General features: G+C 51.1%; 14 protein-coding genes, 7 tRNA genes and 2 pseudogenes. 20 read left to right on the forward strand and 3 right to left on the reverse strand.

What is annotated here, in order from left to right; all coding sequences use genetic code 11:
* The first annotated feature begins 61 nt into the window (after positions 1–61).
* From msrA to AC6RNO_RS01730, 18 genes and pseudogenes are all read left to right on the forward strand, one after another.
* Positions 62–1036: a peptide-methionine (S)-S-oxide reductase MsrA gene (gene msrA, locus AC6RNO_RS01645; RefSeq protein WP_474680923.1), complete on the forward strand. Its 975-nt coding sequence runs from the start codon at positions 62–64 to the stop codon at positions 1034–1036.
* Between the two features lie 286 nt (positions 1037–1322).
* Positions 1323–1547: a hypothetical protein gene (locus tag AC6RNO_RS01650; protein WP_474680924.1), complete on the forward strand. Its 225-nt coding sequence runs from the start codon at positions 1323–1325 to the stop codon at positions 1545–1547.
* Positions 1548–2153: 606 nt separating this feature from the next.
* A complete protein-coding gene (locus tag AC6RNO_RS01655; protein WP_474680925.1) occupies positions 2154–2384 on the forward strand; it encodes a hypothetical protein in 231 nt (76 codons plus the stop codon).
* A gap of 339 nt (positions 2385–2723) precedes the next feature.
* A tRNA-Glu gene (locus AC6RNO_RS01660) sits at positions 2724–2801 on the forward strand.
* Positions 2802–2882: 81 nt separating this feature from the next.
* Positions 2883–2957 (forward strand) — tRNA-Gln (locus AC6RNO_RS01665).
* Between the two features lies 1 nt (position 2958).
* A tRNA-Leu gene (locus tag AC6RNO_RS01670) sits at positions 2959–3047 on the forward strand.
* A gap of 139 nt (positions 3048–3186) precedes the next feature.
* Positions 3187–3262, forward strand: a tRNA-Lys gene (locus AC6RNO_RS01675).
* A gap of 4 nt (positions 3263–3266) precedes the next feature.
* Positions 3267–3352: transfer RNA gene (locus AC6RNO_RS01680), tRNA-Tyr, on the forward strand.
* Between the two features lies 1 nt (position 3353).
* Positions 3354–3430, forward strand: a tRNA-Pro gene (locus AC6RNO_RS01685).
* A 3-nt stretch (positions 3431–3433) separates the two neighbouring features.
* A tRNA-Glu gene (locus AC6RNO_RS01690) sits at positions 3434–3510 on the forward strand.
* A 1325-nt stretch (positions 3511–4835) separates the two neighbouring features.
* Positions 4836–5747, forward strand: a pseudogene (locus AC6RNO_RS01695) (YVTN family beta-propeller repeat protein); the annotation flags it as partial.
* Between the two features lie 21 nt (positions 5748–5768).
* Complete coding sequence (locus AC6RNO_RS01700) at positions 5769–9608, forward strand: S-layer homology domain-containing protein (protein ID WP_497104623.1); 3840 nt, start codon at positions 5769–5771, stop codon at positions 9606–9608.
* A gap of 120 nt (positions 9609–9728) precedes the next feature.
* Positions 9729–10085, forward strand: coding sequence for a response regulator (locus AC6RNO_RS01705; RefSeq protein ID WP_474680927.1), 357 nt, complete (start codon positions 9729–9731; stop codon positions 10083–10085).
* A gap of 13 nt (positions 10086–10098) precedes the next feature.
* Positions 10099–10365 carry a response regulator gene (locus AC6RNO_RS01710; protein WP_474680928.1) on the forward strand — a complete coding sequence of 89 codons (267 nt, stop codon included), beginning with the start codon at positions 10099–10101 and terminating at the stop codon, positions 10363–10365.
* Between the two features lie 324 nt (positions 10366–10689).
* Complete coding sequence (locus AC6RNO_RS01715) at positions 10690–10809, forward strand: YjcZ family sporulation protein (protein ID WP_474680929.1); 120 nt, start codon at positions 10690–10692, stop codon at positions 10807–10809.
* 261 nt (positions 10810–11070) lie between these two features.
* The gene (locus AC6RNO_RS01720) at positions 11071–12762 is read left to right on the forward strand and encodes a bacteriocin maturation protein (RefSeq protein WP_497104328.1); all 1692 of its coding nucleotides are present in this window, start codon (positions 11071–11073) and stop codon (positions 12760–12762) included.
* Positions 12762–14705, forward strand: a complete 1944-nt coding sequence (locus AC6RNO_RS01725) for a TOMM precursor leader peptide-binding protein (protein WP_497104329.1) — start codon at positions 12762–12764, stop codon at positions 14703–14705. The genes AC6RNO_RS01720 and AC6RNO_RS01725 overlap by 1 nt, the downstream gene beginning before the upstream one ends.
* A gap of 261 nt (positions 14706–14966) precedes the next feature.
* Positions 14967–16589, forward strand: a complete 1623-nt coding sequence (locus AC6RNO_RS01730) for a sensor domain-containing diguanylate cyclase (protein ID WP_474681043.1) — start codon at positions 14967–14969, stop codon at positions 16587–16589.
* Between the two features lie 177 nt (positions 16590–16766).
* On the opposite strand, the gene AC6RNO_RS01735 is transcribed toward AC6RNO_RS01730, so the two are convergent.
* Positions 16767–17030 carry a DUF3973 domain-containing protein gene (locus tag AC6RNO_RS01735; protein WP_497104330.1) on the reverse strand — a complete coding sequence of 88 codons (264 nt, stop codon included), beginning with the start codon at positions 17028–17030 and terminating at the stop codon, positions 16767–16769.
* 45 nt (positions 17031–17075) lie between these two features.
* Positions 17076–17351 (reverse strand): hypothetical protein, encoded by a 276-nt coding sequence (locus AC6RNO_RS01740; protein ID WP_474680933.1) that lies wholly within the window; start codon positions 17349–17351, stop codon positions 17076–17078.
* Between the two features lie 227 nt (positions 17352–17578).
* On the opposite strand from AC6RNO_RS01740, the pseudogene AC6RNO_RS01745 reads away from it, so the two are divergent.
* Positions 17579–17713 (forward strand): annotated as a pseudogene (locus tag AC6RNO_RS01745) (DUF1232 domain-containing protein); the annotation flags it as partial.
* Positions 17714–17747: 34 nt separating this feature from the next.
* On the forward strand, positions 17748–19064 hold the full coding sequence (locus tag AC6RNO_RS01750; RefSeq protein WP_497104331.1) for a divalent metal cation transporter: 1317 nt from the start codon (positions 17748–17750) through the stop codon (positions 19062–19064).
* Between the two features lie 12 nt (positions 19065–19076).
* Here the strand turns inward: AC6RNO_RS01750 and AC6RNO_RS01755 are convergent, their stop codons facing one another.
* The gene (locus tag AC6RNO_RS01755; RefSeq protein ID WP_497104332.1) at positions 19077–19313 is read right to left on the reverse strand and encodes a hypothetical protein; all 237 of its coding nucleotides are present in this window, start codon (positions 19311–19313) and stop codon (positions 19077–19079) included.
* Positions 19314–19540: the final 227 nt, after the last annotated feature.

The following is a 19540-nucleotide window of genomic DNA, read 5'->3' on the forward strand; positions in this document are numbered from 1 at the left end:
CTTTCTTTGTTATCATAGGTCATAGGTACAATATCCAATTAAAGAAAGCGGTGAAAAGTGGATGACAGAGCATACGCATGAAACCGGCGGATATGAGCTGGCGACATTTGCAGGAGGATGCTTTTGGTGCATGGTAACCCCCTTTGAGGAGATGCCGGGCATCGTGAAGGTCGTTTCGGGATATACCGGAGGACACACGGTGAACCCAACGTACGAAGAAGTTTGTTCGGAAACGACCGGGCACGCGGAAGCGGTGCAAATCACGTTTGATCCGAAGCTGTTCCCTTACGAGAAGCTGCTGGACATTTTTTGGCGGCAAATTGATCCGACAGATGCCGGCGGTCAGTTTTATGACAGAGGCTCGTCGTATCGCAGCGCGATCTTTTACCATAGCGAGGAGCAGCGGGAGCAGGCGGAAGCGTCCAAGCTGGCGCTAGAACAAAGCGGACGGTTTGATCGCCCGGTCGCGACGGAAATCGTGGCGGCAGGCGTATTTTATCCGGCGGAAGAGTACCATCAGGATTATCACCATAAAAATCCGCTCCGTTACAAAATGTACCGGAAAGGCTCCGGCCGTGACGCTTTTATCGAAAATCACTGGAACACTGACAGAGACAAGGAAGCGCGCAGGGGCAACTTGACGAAGCTTCAATATGAAGTTACGCAAAATAGCGCGACCGAGCCGCCGTTTCAAAATGAGTTTTGGGACCATCACGAAGAAGGCATTTACGTCGATATCGTCTCAGGGGAACCGCTGTTCAGCTCGCGGGACAAATTTGATTCGGGCTGCGGCTGGCCGAGCTTTACCCAACCTTTGTATGCCGGCACGATCAAAGAGAAGCAGGATTTAAGCCATTTCATGGTGCGCACCGAAGTGAGGAGCCAGGAGGCCGACTCGCATCTCGGACACGTGTTTAACGACGGGCCTGGGCCGACCGGACTGCGCTATTGCATCAATTCCGCCGCACTGCGCTTCATCCCGGTTGACGATCTTGAAAAAGAAGGCTACGGAGCATACCGCCGACTTTTTGATTAATGCAAAAGCTGCAATTCCTCCATCTCAGCATGGAGGGGGCGCGGCTTTTTTGCCTATATAATCGATGAACGTCGGTGATCCGGCGTCATAATTCTCCAACGCGGTCAGGGCTTTGCCGCCCAAAGACGGCGGTGCTGGTGATCGCGCAGCGGCTCTTTTCTCATGCGCGCCTCTCCCGGCGCGGGCTGCAGCGCTGCACGGCGGGCGGTCACGCGCCGGAGAGGCAGTACCGCGCGCAGCTCCAAGCACGCGGTGTTGCGCCGCATGACGGGGGCCGGTCGGCCACATGGCCGGCTTGGGGAGAAAACCTGCGAAAGTGCAGGTTTTTTCTGAGAAAGCGATTCATTTTGGCAAAAAGCCTGCAAAAGTGCAGGAATTTTCGCTGAAAATGAATCTGAGCCCCTGTGCGTGGCGAAAAGCCTGCACAAATGCAGGAATGTTTCGTTTTCAGCGTATGAACGAGCAAAAGCCTGCACTTTTGCAGGCTTTCTCCGCGCGCTCAGGCAATTAGGCGGCCGGGCTCAATACGAATCGGCCGAAGCGCTCCCAAAAGTGCTGGAAATGAGGATGTAGCAAGTGCTTTGTTTGCTCGTACAGTAACGGGACCATCAATAAGTATCGGGTGACAAGAACATGATCTCATTCTTTTTCGCGATTAATCATACTTCTGCTTGACACTGGAGTTGTTATTGATTTATTATGAGGAAAATTTAGGTATGTAGGAAGGAGCGTGAGCGAGGATGAAAAAGGCATTTGGATATGAGCGCATTCAACTGTGGAGCCCATCGGAAGGCGACCATTTATTTATAAACGCCCCAAAGCCTTATACCTCGCCACGCGGCCTTTTTTCGATATCCCTATCTCCCTGACGACAGGGAGGAATTGCAGGCAAAATTGCGTCATTTTTGACGCATTTGTCCGGATATGAAAAGACCGCTGGAGTCCAGCGGTCTTTTTGTTTTATAAGGCGATGGGGGAATAATAAAAAAAGGGTTGACAGCAAAAAAAACCCGTGATAAGATCATAATCAGTAAAGCGGTAAAACATTAAAGTGATAAAGCGCGAAAGCAAAAAAGTGTAACATTGTAAAAACTACGAAGAAAGGAAGGGATAGGCCATGAGAAAGCCATTATTTATGAATCCATGCGAGCAGTCTAATCAGCAACAGCCATTTGGCTATCATGAGATATCGATCATTCATGAGCATGCCGATATTTGGCGCGAGAGCGGCAGTAAAGGGGCATTTAGCAACTTTCTTAAAGCCTATATCCAGCCAATCAAAAGTAGTTTTTACGTGCCACGTTTGGGCCGTGCAATCCTAAAAAGAGGAGGAACGGCGCTAACGTGATCATGAATCGCGGACCGTTCTGAATCTGAATCCGTTGATCCATAGATTTGTACGTAAAAGGCTACTTGCACCCTTGGCGAGTGGTCCATTTGTGTTTGTCGTAATTCCGGACTACCGGGTTAGGCGAAACGATACAAGTGGAACCGCAATGGGCGAGTAGCCTTTTTCACACCGTTATAACGAACATATGTTATATAGGGTGGTAGAGTTCGGTTATTGCACTCGTTTTGAAAACGAGCGCCTCCAAGGGTTCAAAAGACCAAAGGTGAAGCCGGCTAACTCGGCAATCAGCAAAATCGTCGATCACAGGACAAATCCTGCTCGACCCTCCAAATACTTGGCGCATTAGGCAAGCGGTCTAAGCCACAGGACTTTCAATCCTGCATTCGCTCGGTTCGAATCCGGCATGCGTCACCAAAATGCGGAATTAGTTTAACGGAAGAACGGGTGCCTCCCAAGCATTCGGTATGGGTTCGATTCCGGTTGATCTCCCTATATTGCCTCTTAGCCAAGTTGGTAAGGCAGCGGCCTTTGAAGCCGCGATCCCAGGTTCGAGCCCTGGAGGGGCAGCCATGCGGCTGTGATGGAATGGCAGACATACGAGCCTCAGATGCTCGTGCAGCGAAAGCTCACCTGTGGGTTCAAGTCCCACTTGCCGCACCAAAAAGTACATAAATGAACGGTTCGCAGAGTGTGAGTCGACCATGAGTTGGGTTCAGAGTTGTGGTTGAACGAAACACAAGCTGTAAAAAAATCTGTGGGAGACTAACCCGCTCCAAGCAAGGATTTACCGTGTCCACAAGCTGGCGTAGCTCAATTGGCAGAGCAACTGACTTTTAATCAGTAGGTCAAAGGTTCAAATCCTTTCGCCGGCACCAATATGGGAGAGTAGCGAAGAGGCTAAACGCAGCTGACTGTAAATCAGCTTCCTTCGGGGTTCGGCGGTTCGAATCCGTCCTTTCCCACCATCGGGATGTAGTTCAGCTTGGTAGAACGCTAGTTTCGGGTACTAGAGGTCATCGGTTCAAGTCCGGTCATCCCGACCATATGACGTAGTGGTGAAGCGGCATAACACACCTGTCTTTCGAACAGGGATTCGCGGGTTCGAATCCCGTCTACGTCTCCAATTCGGTTCCATAAACGCACTGTTAATGTATGTAATGCAGGTTCGAGTCCTTTCGATTCCACCAATTATGTAGGGGTCCATGTTCCTCGGCCGGCGAGTCTGCCTCCAAAGCAGACTGTGGTGGGTTCGATGCCCACGCCCCCTGCCAATCTTCGGGGTATAGAATGGCGGTGTGAGAGTTAAACCAAAACTTTGCCGCCGCGGCAAGTATTTGCTTTAATAAACTCGCGGCAAACATTTGCTTTAATTGCTGGACCTGTATGCAAGTCGTGGGAACAGGGAGCAATTCAACAGGCATTATGCGAGGTACGAAGCCTTCTATCACCGGGAAATGGGTCTGCAACCGCCTCAGGAGATAAGAAGCCGTATGGCGTCCTATTTGGGATGAAGCGACTAATAGGCATAAAGACTTAAAGCAGAGAGCAATTCTCTCTGCTTTTTTTGTGTTTTTTGACAGAAATCGCGGTTTTGTGAGAATTTTGTGAGAACCGTTTGATAAAATGTGGATGAAGTTGAGCGGGAGTCGTCGATTCCATGGCTAAAGCAAGTTCGATTTGTATACGGAATTTCAGCATCTGCTCTTGCAGGACATACCTTTGTCACAGGTCCCGGAAATTGGAACATCAACGTTTCATTATGGGAGGGAGAGATAGGGAGGGGATGTCGGGAACACGTCCATATTCACACCGATTTCCGAAACCACGGTAATGGCGGAAAACAGGTTTTTCATGGACGGAACAGTCAAGATCAAGTTGATTTCATCTAGGTAGGACTCGGCAAGGGAAAGCTTCAGTTCAGGAAGTTTCTCCTTCATGGAGCTGTGAATGAGTGGTTCGATATCAAAAGAAGTATCGGACGATTGTCCAAGAGCTTGTCAATGATGTTCATGGAGGAGCTTTTGCTGAAGGTATCCGAAACCACATTTCCAAGCTGAATGTTAGCACTACAACGTAGTCTAAAAACGCTGGACATCAACAACAAAGTTGGTGGAAGCGATGCAGGCCACAATAAAGGTTTTGTAGACGTTGATTCCGCAACAGACAGGGTGCGTGCTCGAAGCGACACTTATTTATGCTTGGAAAGGCAATCTACACATATAACCATGCGGTCACTCCGTAAAAAGAGGCGGCCCACTCACCTCCACGTGATTTGTAGTGTACTGATATCCCTGTAACTCAAGAATACAGAAAAATCGCTCACGGCGAACGGATTTCATTCCGTTTTGTGCCTTGAGCGAAGCGAAAGGAATGGATATAACCATGAAAGCAAGAAAGCAGCATTTGAAACTAAAAAGACTTGTTTTTGCAGGGGCACTGATACTCAGTATGATTATTCAACTGCTGTCTGTGCCGCCGGCGGCGGTTCATGCAGCCGGCAGCGCCGCATTTACCAAAGCCTACATAACAAGCTATAATACCGGCGTGGTGGATGTGGTGGACTTGACCACCAACACGGTACAAAAGGCCAAAATAACAGTAGGGACCCAACCTAATAGTGCAGGGTTTAACCCCAACGGCACCCAAGTCTTTGTTACCAACAGGGGCAGCAACACCGTTTCGGTGATTGACCCGGCTACTGATACGGTGGTTAGAACAATACCAGTCGGTTCCGCGCCTTTTGGTGTAGCCTTTAACGCAGATGGCAGCAAGGCCTACGTGGCAAACAATGGTAGCAACACACTCTCTGTGATCGATACAAATACCCTTGCTGTTACCAAAACGATACAGGTATCCCTTGGTCCAGCTGCCATGGTAGTGGTTAATGGGAAGCTTTATGTCACTTGTAGTTCAAATAGTGTTTTTATTGTGGATGTCGCTAGTGATACCGTCATCGCACCTACAATTATGGTGGGTACTCACCCTTTTGGTCTATCGGCTAATCCTGCCGGCACCAAGATTTATGTGGCAAACCAAACCAGCAATACTGTGTCGGTCATCAATGTTGCTAACAATGCTGTGGAAGCAACAATTAATATAAGTAATCAACCCAGCGCAACGGAAGTCACCCCCGATGGCAGTAAGGTTTATGTGGCAAGTAGCAATAGCAATAATATTTCTGTCATTGATACCGCTACGAACACTGTGACAGCTACCATTATAGTTGGCAACTTGCCTTTTGTTGTGGGTATCTCAAAAGATGGAAGCCGTGCCTATTCGGTTAATTACCTCTCCAATAGCATGAGCGTGATTGATACCTCCAATAATACCGTGATTCAGACGATAGGTTTGAGTTCAGGTCCATTTATGGTGGGAACCTTCATGGTTCCTACGGCGGTGGCCTTGGCCGCCGCAACGCCAGCGCCAGTGCTGACAGCCGCGCCAGGGCCGGGAACGGCGCCGGGGACAACAGTGGTTGCAGCGACCGCAGGAGTAGGCAGCCGACTGGTGGTGAAAGTATCGTCCAGCAGCATCGCTATCCCCGATGCGGGAGACGCTGCGCCGACAGGAACGGGAGTGACAGATCCGTATACGCCCGGAGCAGATATTAGCGGAGCGGATGCGACAACGAACAAGTATGTGGGCGTGTATGAAGTGAACAGCAGCAACCAGATCGTAAGCTTCAAACTTATTACGCTGACGGCGGCAAATATCAACAATCCCGCTCCAGTGCTGGCAACCGTGCCAGGGCCGGGAACGGCGCCGGGGACAACAGAGGTTGCAGCAACCGCAGGAGCAGGCAACCGTCTGGTCGTGAAAGTATCGTCTAGCAGCATCGCTACCCCCAATGCGGGAGACGCAGTGCCAACAGGAACGGGAGTGATCGATCCGTATACGCAGGGAGCAGATATTAGCGGAGCGGATGCGACAACGAACAAGTATGTGGGCGTGTATGAAGTGAACAGCAGCAACCAGATCGTAAGCTTCAAACTTATTACGCTGACGGCGGCAAATATCAACAATCCCGCTCCAGTGCTGGCAACCGTGCCAGGGCCGGGAACGGCGCCGGGGACAACAGAGGTTGCAGCAACCGCAGGAGCAGGCAACCGTCTGGTCGTGAAAGTATCGTCTAGCAGCATCGCTACCCCCAATGCGGGAGACGCAGTGCCAACAGGAACGGGAGTGATCGATCCGTATACGCAGGGAGCAGATATTAGCGGAGCGGATGCGACAACGAACAAGTATGTGGGCGTGTATGAAGTGAACAGCAGCAACCAGATCGTAAGCTTCAAACTTATTACGCTGACGGCGGCAAATATCAACAATCCCGCTCCAGTGCTGGCAACCGTGCCAGGGCCGGGAACGGCGCCGGGGACAACAGAGGTTGCAGCAACCGCAGGAGCAGGCAACCGTCTGGTCGTGAAAGTATCGTCTAGCAGCATCGCTACCCCCAATGCGGGAGACGCAGTGCCAACAGGAACGGGAGTGATCGATCCGTATACGCAGGGAGCAGATATTAGCGGAGCGGATGCGACAACGAACAAGTATGTGGGCGTGTATGAAGTGAACAGCAGCAACCAGATCGTAAGCTTCAAACTTATTACGCTGACGGCGGCAAATATCAACAATCCCGCTCCAGTGCTGACAGCCGCGCTAGGGCCGGGAACGGCGCCGGGGACAACAGAGGTTGCAGCAACCGCAGGAGCAGGCAACCGTCTGGTCGTGAAAGTATCGTCCAGCAGCATCGCTACCCCCAATGTGGGAGACGCAGCGCCGACAGGAACGGGAGTGACAGATCCGTATACGCCGGGAACAGATATTAGCGGAGCGGATCCGACAACGAACAAGTATGTTGGCGTGTATGAAGTGAACAGCAACAATCAGATCGTAAGCTTCAAGCCTATTACGCTGACAGCGGCTAATATCAACAATCCTACTCCAGTGCTGACAGCCGTGCCAGGGCAGGGAGCGGCGCCGGGAACGACGGTAGTTTCTGCGATTTATGGAAACGACAACCATCTGGCCGTAAAAGTATCGTCCAGCAGCATTGCTGCACCGAATGCGGGAGACGCAGTGCCGACAGGAGCAGGGGTCATCAATCCATACGTTCCGGGCTCTAACATTTCTGGCGTCGATGCGACAACGAACAAATACGTTGGCGTGTATGAAGTCAACGCAAACAACCAAATTGTAAACTTCAAGCAGATCATCCTGGGAGCAGGCGATGTAAATAGCAATAGCGCGCCAACGCCGGTAGTTACAGCTTCGGCCGCACCGGGTGGCGCATCTGGAACGACGGTAGTTTCCGCAGTTTACGGAAACGGCAATCACCTAGTCGTGAAAGTATCGCCCATCAGTATTGCTACTCCAAATGTAGGAGATGCTGCACCTAATGGTGCAGGAGTCACCAATCCGTACATTTCGGGTACAGACATTCCCGGTGTAGATGCGGCAAGCAACAAATTTGTTGACGTATATGAGGTCAATGCAAACAACCAGATCGTCGGCTTCAAACAGATTGTTCTTACAACAAGCACCGTCAATAATAAACAAGCAGCCGTACTGGCAGCAACAATAACACCGGGAACAACTTCAGGAACAACGGCAGTTGCAGCCGCGCCAGAGGCAGGCAACCATCTGGTGGTTATCGTATCGTCCGGCAGCATCGCCACTCCGAATGAAGGAGATGCTGTGCCGACAGGAGCGGGGGTCACCAATCCATACATTCCGGGCACAAACATTTCTGGCATCGATGCGGCAACCAATAAATATGTCGGGGTGTACGAAGTCAACGCCAATAATCAAGTTGTACGCTACAAACTCATTACGCTAACCTCTGCGGATATTAAACAAAATTCCTCAGGTGGAAGTGATAGTGGAAGTGGTAACGGTAGCGGAAACAATAACGGAAGCGGCACCACGACTACACAGCCTGCCACTCCCTCAGCGGGGAATACAAGCGTGGATATTTTTGTGAACGGCAAGGTTGAAAGTGCTGGAACTTCTGTGACAACGAACGAAGGAAATAAGTCGGTAACAACAATCACAGTGGATCCGCAAAAACTGAATCAAAGGCTGGAAAGTGAAGGGAATCATGCGATCGTTACAATACCGATGAACACGAAGGCTGATATTGTTATCGGAGAATTGAACGGGCAGATGGTGAAAGCTATGGAGAATAAGCAGGCGGTAGTCGAAGTAAAGACGGAGACTGCTACTTATACTCTACCTGCGCAGCAAATCAACATCGACTCCATATCCGCTCAGATCGGCAAGTCTGTAGCGTTGCAGGACATCAAGGTGCAAATCGAAATCGCGACTCCGACAGCGGATACGTTGAAAGTTGTTGAAAATGCAGCAGCCAAAGGAACGTTTACGCTTGTCGCACCGCCGCTGAACTTTACGGTGAGAGGCACCTACGGAGAAAAAACCATCGAAGTATCGAAGTTCAACACCATTGTGAAACGCACCCTTGCGATACCGGACGGCGTTGACCAGAACAAGATCACTACAGGCGTTGTCGTCGAGCCTGATGGAACCGTACGCCATGTGCCGACCAAAGTTGTTGCGATCGATGGCAAGTATTATGCGAACATCAATAGCTTGACCAACAGCACCTATGCCTTGATATGGCACCCGATGACGTTTGCGGATGTAGAAGGGCACTGGTCGAAAGACGCGGTGAACGATATGGCTTCGCGCCTTGTGGTAAACGGTATCGATGCAACGCATTACAATCCTGACATGGCGATCACTCGTGCCGAGTTCACAGCGATTATCGTTCGCGCGTTGGGACTGGCCGATAACGGGAAAATCTCTCCATTCGGCGATGTGATGGCTGGTGAATGGTACGTCGGCGCGGTGGCGAAAGCGCAGGAATACGGCATCATTGAAGGATATGAGGACGGAACGTTTGGTCCGAACAAAACAATCACCCGCGAAGAAGCAATGGCGATGATCGCGCGGGCGATGAAGTGGACGGGACTTAACGCAAGCGTCAGCGGCGCGGAAGCGGAATCAATGCTCTCCACGTTTGTGGATGGTGCGTCGGTAGATGCATGGGCGAAACAAGCAGTTGCAGCGACCGTGAAGAGCGGGTTAGTTCAAGGCAGAGATGCCGGAGTCAACCCGACGAGCGACATCACGAGAGCGGAAACGGCGGCTATCGTTCAGCGGATGCTGGAAAAGGCTAAATTGATCGACAACCGTAATTCCAAGTAATAGATAGCTCTGAGAAGCGGGGCCGTCCAAAAGCGGATATGAAGCTGAGGGACGGCCCTTGCTTTAGATGTTAGAAGATTACGGAATACACCGACATCGATTACTGAAGGAGGATGCTTCATGACAAAAGTGCTGGTCGTTGACGATGCGGTATTTATGAGGACAATAATCAAAGACATTATTCTCAGTATGGGGCATGAAATCGCAGGCGAGGCATCCGACGGCCACGAAGCCGTAAAGCTATATGCTTTGATGCGCCCGGACCTCGTGACTATGGACATCACAATGCCGGATATGGACGGCGTAGCTGCTGTCAGAGAAATACGGAAGATCGACCCGAAAGCCAAAATCATCATGTGCTCGGCCATGGGTCAGCAGGCGATGGTTCTCGACGCTATTACTGCCGGTGCCAAGGACTTCATCGTAAAGCCGATCCAAAAAGAAAGGGTTATCGAGGCGATCAACAAGGCGTTATAGGAGGCATGAGAACGTGATTAATGTAATGGCTGTCAGTGGTGATCCATTCGCCTTACGTCATGCTGAAACCGTGCTGCGTGCGTTAGAAATTGTGTGGATTTGCTCTCTTTTCACGAATCCCCGAGAGCTTCTGGAGCAGTTGCCCAGAGCATCCGTCGATCTTGTGCTAATTGATTTGGACATGAATAGATCCGGCATTCATGGTCTACAGTTGGCAAATGTCATCCAGTCTTCCAGACCTGACATTTCTATTGCTTTCGTGGCTTCAAACAGCGATTAAGTCTTCGAAGCGTTTGATATGGGGGTACTGGACTATATCGTGAAGCCGCTAACGGAGGAGCTGACCGCGAAACGAAAAAACCATTTCGGTTACGAGTTGCTTCTACTTAGATGAATATCTAACGGATTCGATGATCTCGTGGTTCCCGATTATTGTCAAACAGGGCCGAACCCGGATAAATGATTACATAATTATTATTATGTAACCAATTGGCAAATTTTTTGGGTCTAGGTATTTGCAAGTAGTCATACGTCCAAACAACCCACCCGCCCGGGACATATAATGCCATTGCAAGTGATTCATTAGCAGAAGGAGGTGTTTGGTATGGGCGCGTACGGAGCTGGCATGGGCAGCTGCGCAGGTTACGGTATGGGAACTAGCACTGCTGCTATTTTGGTTCTTTTCATCCTTCTGGTTATTATTTCGGTGACTTTTGCTTGGTAATACTGACAACAACCTAAATGAGACTCTTTCGGATAAAAAATATGGCTGCGTCCCGACAATCGATGCCGGGGTGGTTTGGCAGAAATGCAAGGGAACTTCACGTTCCCTGTTACATAAGATCGCGACGATAACCGCGCGGGAGTATCCCCGCCTGGGGCTATCGTCTTTTTTGCTTTTCCGGGCACAAAATACAACGTACCGGAGGGAACGATCGCGTCTCCCGTTACATAATTTAAACATATAAATGAAGGAGGGAACGGCATGGCAGAGGAATGGGAAGTCGGCACGGCGGCCAAAGCCGGGACGAACAGGCTGCAATTATGCCCGCCGCAAGCCAAAATATTGGCAATCGGGGCCGGTTCTATTTTGCTCTCGCTGGTCGCGTCGCTGCTCGAATCCGGAATGACCCATGTGCATGTGCGGATGACGGACCCGGCGCCGGCCGACCGGCAGCGGTTAAGGAATATGGCGGAACGCGTCCGCCGGACGGATCCCGGGGCCGTCATCGAAGAGATCGTCCCTGAACAGGAAGGAACGGATAGTTGGCGGGAACTCGTTCGGCCGTTTCATTGGATATTGTATGTATCTCAGGAAAACCGTGTGGAACAATTGCGCGCTCTTCACTCAGTTTGCCGGGAGGAAAAGAAGCTTTTTTTGCCGGCCGTATGCATCCGGCAGACAGGTTTGGCAGGCCCGCTCATACATCCGGACTCCGAAATTTGCTGGGAAACGGCGTGGCGCCGGATTCACCGATCGGTGTTTGACACACAGCCGTCCGCACAAGCTTGCTCTTCTGCCGCAGTTGCGATGCTTGCGAATGCGCTTGTATTTGCAATGCTGCAATCGTCCGATCAAGCTTCCGGGCACATTTATATACTGAATCTGGCAACATTGGAGGGGGAAGTACACTTGTTGTTCCCCCATCCGCTTGTGAGCGGCCGCCCGGCGGGCGTACAAGTCCAACATAGAGAGCAGCGGCTGCAGCAAAACTCGGTCATCCGGGGCGAGCCTTCCCCGTGGTTTTCTTATTTTAAGCGATTGACTTCGGCGGTAACCGGCATTTTTCATACGTGGGAGGAAGGGGACTTGAGGCAGCTTCCGCTTGCCCAATGCCGGGTGCGGGTGGCGGACCCGCTGTCGGTAGGGCCGGCCGAGCTGCTGCCGGACATTGCGTGTGCCGGCTTTACCCATGAGGAAGCGCGCAGGGAAGCCGGTTTGGCCGGAATGGAAGCTTACGCGTCGCGAATGTCCGATTGGATCGCGCTGCCGTCGCCTGCCGGGAACGGCAGCAGGAACGAGCAGGACCGGCGGCAGGAGTTTATCGGCTTCGGAGCCGGCGTGACGTTTGCCGAAGGCGTTTGCCGCGCATTGCGAACGTGTTTGGCGCATGAACTGGGCAAGCGCTCTGCGCACCAAAGCCTGGCTATCCGGGAAGTCAGGCTGCATAAAATCGAAGACCACCGCTGCCGCTTTTATTTAACGTCATTAACTATTTTGCAAGGAACGCCGACCGTCGGCTTGGGAGAGAATCTGTCCGGTTTCCCCGTCGTGTGGGTCGGGACAGACGGGGGCTGGCATGGATGCGCCGGCTTAACTACGACCTTGGCGCTGCGTGCCGCTCTGCTGCAGGCGCTGCAGCAAGCGCAAGTTGCTGCAGCAGGGGGTGCTGCACAGGCTGAAGCTGAGGAGAAGAACGTGCGGGAAGCGCTGGAGTCGTGCAAAGCGCCCACGGATCAAGCGAAGCCTCTTTTCGCGGAAGGCCTGGCGCCGCTCGTCCTTGACATTCCCTCGATGGAAGAGGCGGGGGAGGCGGATATTTTACGGTCAGCCATGCAAATTTTGGAACTGAACCGCAAGCGGCTTTTCATTTACGACATCGGACTTGAGCCCTTCGGGAATGATGAGCCGGTACAACTGTTCGCCACGCTGCTGCGAGAGGAGGAGCTATCCTGATGAAAGCTGTAGTAGCCGTTGTCGGAGAAGGTTTATTGGCGGACTTCGTCTGCGGGGAACTCTCCGACCACTATACAATAGTTCGACAACCCGGTTTCACAACAGGGATCCCGCAGGCGGCGGAACTTGTTTTGGCTGCGGACGATAACGGGCATTCCTGCGATTATTTCGAGATTGAGGAACGGATGCGGCCGACCGGCATTCCGTGGCTTCGCGGCTTCCTTTTATCGGACGAAGGTGTGGTTGGGCCCTTGATTCGTCCGGGTTTGCCGGGATGTTCCCAATGCGCCGACAACCGGCGCTTCATTGCAGGACACGGCAGCGGGGAGACGCCGGATTGGCTCACAGCCGAACCCGAGGGGGCGGCCCCCAAGGCGGCTTCATTGCGTCCGGGAATTCGGCAGACGGCACATCTGCTGGCGGCGGAGACGCACCTGGCGCTGCAAGGCGGACGGCCGTATACCGAAGAACACGTCTACCTGATAAACCTGAAAACGCTGAAAAGCTCCGCTCATCATTTTTTGCCTGATCCGTTGTGCCCGGTATGCGGGTGTCTGCCCGACGATTCAAGAGAAGCGGCCCGTATATCCTTGCAGCCCAGACCCAAGCTCAGCGCCGGCAATTACCGCTCCCGTTCGCTCATCGGCTTGCGGGAAGTTTTGCTTCAAGATTACCGGGATGCCCGAACAGGGCTTTTTAACGCACACATGTACGACCTTGTTTCGCCGTTTGCCGCCGTCGGCATGAATATGCCGTCGTTCGCGACCGGTGACGTGGTGACAGCAGGGCGCAGCCATTCTTATGCGGAAAGCGAATTGACCGCGATTTTGGAAGGATTGGAACGGCGCTGCGGCATGGCCCCTCAAGGCAGACGCACCGTGGTTCGCGACAGCTACAACCGTCTGGCCGGGCAAGCGCTGAATCCGGTTCAGGCGGGGTTATATGCGAAGGAGCAGTACGAGCTGCCGGATTTTCCGTGCGAGCCGTTTGATCCCGACTGTGACGTCGATTGGGTGTGGGGCTATTCTTTGCTGCAGGAGCGGCCGATTCTCGTTCCGGAAAGCCTCGTTTATTACAGCTCCGGCGGCGGGGACGGTTTAGTTCAGGAGGGCTCCAACGGCTGTGCGTTGGGCGGGAGCCTGGAGGAAGCCGTTTTATACGGGATTTTGGAAGTGGCGGAGCGCGATGCGTTCCTGATGACCTGGTGTGCGCAGCTGCCTGTCCCGCGGCTGGATCCATTTTCCGCCGATGACCGGGAATTGGAGTTAATGGTGGAGAGGCTGCGGCAGGTTGCCGGATACGATGTCCATTTGTTCAATATAACGATGGAGAATGGGATACCAAGCATTTGGGCGCTGGCCAAAAACGGCGGGGGTCCGGGAAAAATGAATCTGCTCTGCGCAGCGGGAGCCCATTTGGACCCCGTGAAGGCGGCGAAAAGCGCCATACACGAATTGGCCGGCATGATGTTCATACTGCAAGACAAGTTTCTGGCGGAGCAGGAGAATTTGGAGGCCATGCTTCGCGATCCGTTCAAGGTGCTGCAAATGGAAGATCATGTCATGCTCTACGGGCTGCCCCAAGCGGAGGAGCGGCTGCAGTTTTTGCTGGATGCCCGGCGTCCGCTGCGAACGTTCAGCCAAGAATTCCAACCTCAGGCAAGGCATATGGATTTGACCGACGATCTAAAGGAGCTCATTCAAACGTTTCGCCGCTTGAACCTCGATATGATCGTCGTGGATCAAACGATGACGGAAATTTCGCGCAACGGTCTGTATTGCGTCAAAGTGCTCATCCCCGGCATGCTGCCGATGACGTTCGGGCATCATCTGACCCGCTTGACGGGCCTGGATCGGCTGTTTAACGTACCGGCGGAATTGGGCTATGCGGCGCAGCCGCTGACGGCCGAACAGCTCAACCCGCATCCGCATCCGTTTCCATGATTCAAATAAACACTCCGCGGTTGCGCAGGAAAGACTGGGAAGCGTGCCGCCAGAACAAGGCATGGCAGGACGAGGGGAATCCGCAGCTGCGTGAGCCGCGAGTTCGTGTGCTTAATCAGGGAGCGGCGGGCTCACGGGTAAAGAGGGGCGTCTTCTAGAAAGGCGCCTTTTCGGCATTTTATTTTCGTTCCCCATTTTTGGGGCTTTTGGTTTATAATAAAGGAGGAATTTTACCGAATTTTGTCGAAAAGAGGGCATCCGATGTCTCCGCCGCGCAACAAAACCGTATTTCAATGCAGCAAAATCAGCCTCGCCACCCTTTTTACAGGCCTTGTTTCACTATCCGTGCTTTTGACCGTGACCATTCTTCTTTTCGCCTCTTACCAGTCGAACAAGCAAACGCTAATCGATACGACACTCACTTTAAATCGTACGAACGCCGAGAAAATGAGCCAGACCATCGATTCTTTGTTCAAATCTATGCGGAGCAGCTTGCATTATGCTTCAGGCATCTTTTCAAATATGAACGCCATGAGCGCGGAGCAGATAAATGCCGATCTCGAATTAGTCCGTCACAGCAGCAATTATTTTAATTCCATCGCGATTGTCGATGAAACGGGAATCGTGCGGAATGTGTCCCCGGCATCGATCGGCACAGCCGGAAAAGCGATTACGACGGAAGCTTCCAAGACGGCTTTGGCATCGAAAAAGCCCTACGTCTCCCAGCCCTACGTTTCGCCGACAGGCCGCCTCATTGTGTTCATGAGCGAGCCTATATTCGATAAGGAAGGCGTATACCGGGGATATATCGGAGGCACTCTTTATCTTCAGGAGAACAACATCTTCAACTCGATCTTCGGGAGCAATCTTGCCGATGAAATAGGCTCCTACTTTTACATCGTCGGGTCCAACGGCCATTTGCTGTACCACCGCGATACAAACCGGATCGGCGAAGATATCAGCGCCAACCAGATTGTCAAAAAGCTGATCCAGGGCCAAACCGGACAAGAACAGTCGGTCAACCTGAAGGGGGAATCCTTGCTGGCGGGATATGTCAAAGTTCCGGAAAACGGCTGGGGCGTAGTCGTCGTATCGCCGATCAGCGTCATCTACGAACAGCTGAACAGTCATATCCGTTCAATTCTGCTGCATATGCTGCCTTCGTTTGCGGCATTGCTGCTCGTAGTCATATGGCTTGCGCACAAATTGGCGCGGCCTTTCGTCACCCTTGCCGACCTGGTCAGCAAAATCGGCAGAGAAAAAGTCGAGCTCCCTGCAGGGAAGCAGCACTGGAACCGGGAGGCCGACTTATTGACGCAAGCGATCGGCTACGCCTTGACGGATATTCGAAAACAGACGGATCAACTGACGCATGATGCGATGACCGATCCGTTGACCGGTTTAACTAACCGGAGAACGCTTGAGACCATTATGCATAAATGGATTGCGGAGCCGATCCCTTTTTCCGTCATTATTATGGACATCGACAGATTCAAATCGATCAACGACACGTACGGTCATCAGGCCGGTGACGAAGTGCTCAAGCATTTCGCGAATATCATCGTTTCATCCGTCCGTCCGGGCGATGTGTGCTGCCGTTACGGAGGCGAAGAATTCATTGCGCTTATCGCTCGCGCGTCCGCCGAGGAAGCTTATTTGGCAGCCGAGCGAATCCGTACCGCCCTGGAAAATAGCGACAACCTCGTCGGGCAGCCGATCACCGTGTCGCAGGGCATCGCGCATTTTTCCCAACACGCCGATTCAGCCGAAGAACTGATCCATATGGCCGACCTGGCCTTGTATAAAGCCAAAGAGTTGGGAAGAAACCGGACCATGATCGCGGAAATGAGCGTAAAATCGCCTGCTGGAGCTGACGGATCATGAGCGATCCATTTGGGAAGCATTATCGGTATGCTTTTCGCGATGTTCTATGCGCTGGCTCGTTGAAGCTGGTTGTAGTGCACGTTCCCGCAGTTCCCCAAGCTTACCGAAAAAGAACGCTCTGGCCAGAGCGTTCTTGGCTTCAGGCTTCACCTAGCGGCAGCCAATTTGCTTTCAGTTTTAAGTGTTCACTCTATTGACAAAGGTCCTGACTCTATCGAGTTTCTTAATAAAATCGTGAGAGGGTAGATAATTGAGAATAGTTTCTTTAACGTTTGTTCGTTGTATAGGATCACAAATCTGTCTTTGATCCTCTTCATCAATACACATTCCTAGATGGATCCTTGCGCCGGTTCCCGGTTCAATATAAACCCCCTTTTCAAAAACCTTGCCACGGATGTTACTTTCATTGTGTAGTCTTGAACAAACAATGCAATAGTACATACTAAATCACCTCTTTTTAGAATTAAATTCAACGTGTGCTCTGTGTCAGATTGGGTGTCTTGATCTTGATTTCCGCTTGCGCTGCTTGATTCTGGTCATTTGCCAGTGCTGCTTGATCCTGATCGTCAGATTGGGTAACGTGATCTTGATTATCCCTTGTGCCGCTTGATTCCGGTCATCTGCCTGAGCCGCTCGGTCCTGACCGTCAGATTGGGTAACTTGAACGGTAGCCGATTGCATTTCTTTTACTTCATAGGCAATTGCTACACAACCACTAATAAGAAAGAAAAGAGATAAGCACTTCATAACTTTTTTCAACATTCGATATCCACTCCATGTCTTCTTATTTTTCCAAGTTACAACAAATGATGGTTGTTTGAAGCTCTTTTTTTGATTTCCATTTGCACCACCCAACCTATTTTTAATCCAGCATATGGTAAAATGTTGAGATGAGTGCAAGTCCGTTGAGATTGTGTTGACAAAAATGCAACTCCTGTTGATAAATATCATATGGAGAATGATGAGCACGATGCAAATCCGTTGAATATGTTGACATTATCCCTGATTATGTTTTTCCAATCGGATATTTAGATGATGCTAAAGTGTTGAGAAGAGTTTCTTTTTTTTCAACATGTATTGAAGATCATGCACATTTTTCAACACCCCGTAATACACTACGATGAATTTGAAAATTTCGTATGGGGTGTGAGTACGTACATGAGTAAATTGGAATCAGTATTGACCTCTCCGGATGTAAATCAATCCAAGTTTAGTGAAATGGTTACAAATCGCAAGAAGGGATGGAGACGTTACATTTGGCTCATTTGGGTCCTTATGGGACCAGGTTTACTTGCTGCAATTGCTAATAATGATGCAGGCGGGGTGATTTCATACACGGTAACAGGGGCGAAATTTGGCATCGGTCTATTTGTTCCCTTGGTGCTATGCCTTGCGCCTTTGACGTTTACGATTCAGGAGATGAGCATGCGCCTTGGCGCGGTAACGCAAGAAGGTTTTGCAAGATTGGCTTTGCGACGTTATGGTAAGTTTTGGGGGTACTATCACATCTCGACCCTTGCTTTTGAGAATCTGCTGACACTGATTACGGAATTCATCGGCATGACGGCAGGCCTCGTCCTCTTGGGCCTTCCTCTGTGGATCAGCTCCATCCTTTGTTTATTGCTTGTCGTTGGTTTCGTCCTCTTTACTGGATATTGGACAAAAGAGCGAATCGCTCTATTGTTGGGTGCGCTCAACGTTATCTTTTTAGTAGTGGCGGGCATGACACACCCGAGTATGGCTGCAATCAGAAATGCTTTTGCAACGTGGAATGTTCCGTTAGAATTGCAAGACGGTGTGATTTGGTTCGTGATCGCTACCATCGGCAATGCTGTCGCTCCATGGATGATCTTCTTTCAAGGAAGCGGTACGGTTGATAAAGGTGTTACGGCAAAAGAACTGCGTCTGGGCCGAATTGATACTGCATTAGGCATCATTATCCAGGTAATCATTGCAGCAGGCGTCATTATCGGTGGTGCGGCACTCTTTGGCAATATACAAAATATTAGCGACGCAGGCCCGGCCGACCTGATTGGCGCATTTTCTGACGTTGCAGGCAGATGGCCGGCAATCCTTTTTGGACTCGGGTTGTTCAATGCCGGCTTCCTGGCATCCATAACCGTTTCTTTATCTTCTTCTTGGAGCATTGCGGAATTGTTTGGCTGGTCGAAAAGTCTAAATGACAAGATAACGGAGGCGCCGAAGTTTTACGCAGTCTATATCGGCAGCCTGGTCCTTGCGGCACTTGCCATCTTGATACCGAATTTGCCATTAAATCTCATCTCCATTATCACACAAATCATTGGTGGTATTCTGATGCTGCCTCTGCTTATTTTCATGGTATTGATGACGAGCGATAAGAAGTTAATGGGAGAACACAGAACCAAGCTGCTTGGCAAAATATGGGGTTGGGGAATGATTACTCTGCTTCTCGGATTGACATTAGCCTCTTTTTGGAATACTTTCTTCCAATGAAAGAAGAAAAGTTCAGAGGCTGTTGTTCGCGTAAAAATCTCCTGCTAGAGCTGACGGATCATGAGTAGTGATCAGAAAAACCTGCAAAAATGCATCTTTTTGCCCTTTAAAACGCTCGCAGCGAAATATTCCTGCAATTGTGCAGGCTTTTCGCTGCGAACGTAGGCTGAGATGCGCTCCCATCGAAAATTCCTGCACTTTCGCAGGATTTTCGCCAAAATGAACCGTTTTTTCGGAAAAAACCTGCACTTTCGCAGGTTTTCTCCCTATTAATCCACTTTTCCGCCATCTCTTCAGCACCGAAATCCGTGCGGGAGAGGCGCAGGTAGGGGAGGAGTGGCTGGGGAGTGGCTGTGCCCCTCTGGTTGCCGTTCTAACGAGACGCGAAGAGAAATGATTTCACAGGTCGACAAGAAACTACAGACTTTTCCGAATCGGTATACTATAGTTTTTTTGAGATGCAAAAAAACGAGTGG

This window comes from Paenibacillus sp. sgz302190 (assembly GCF_059820445.1).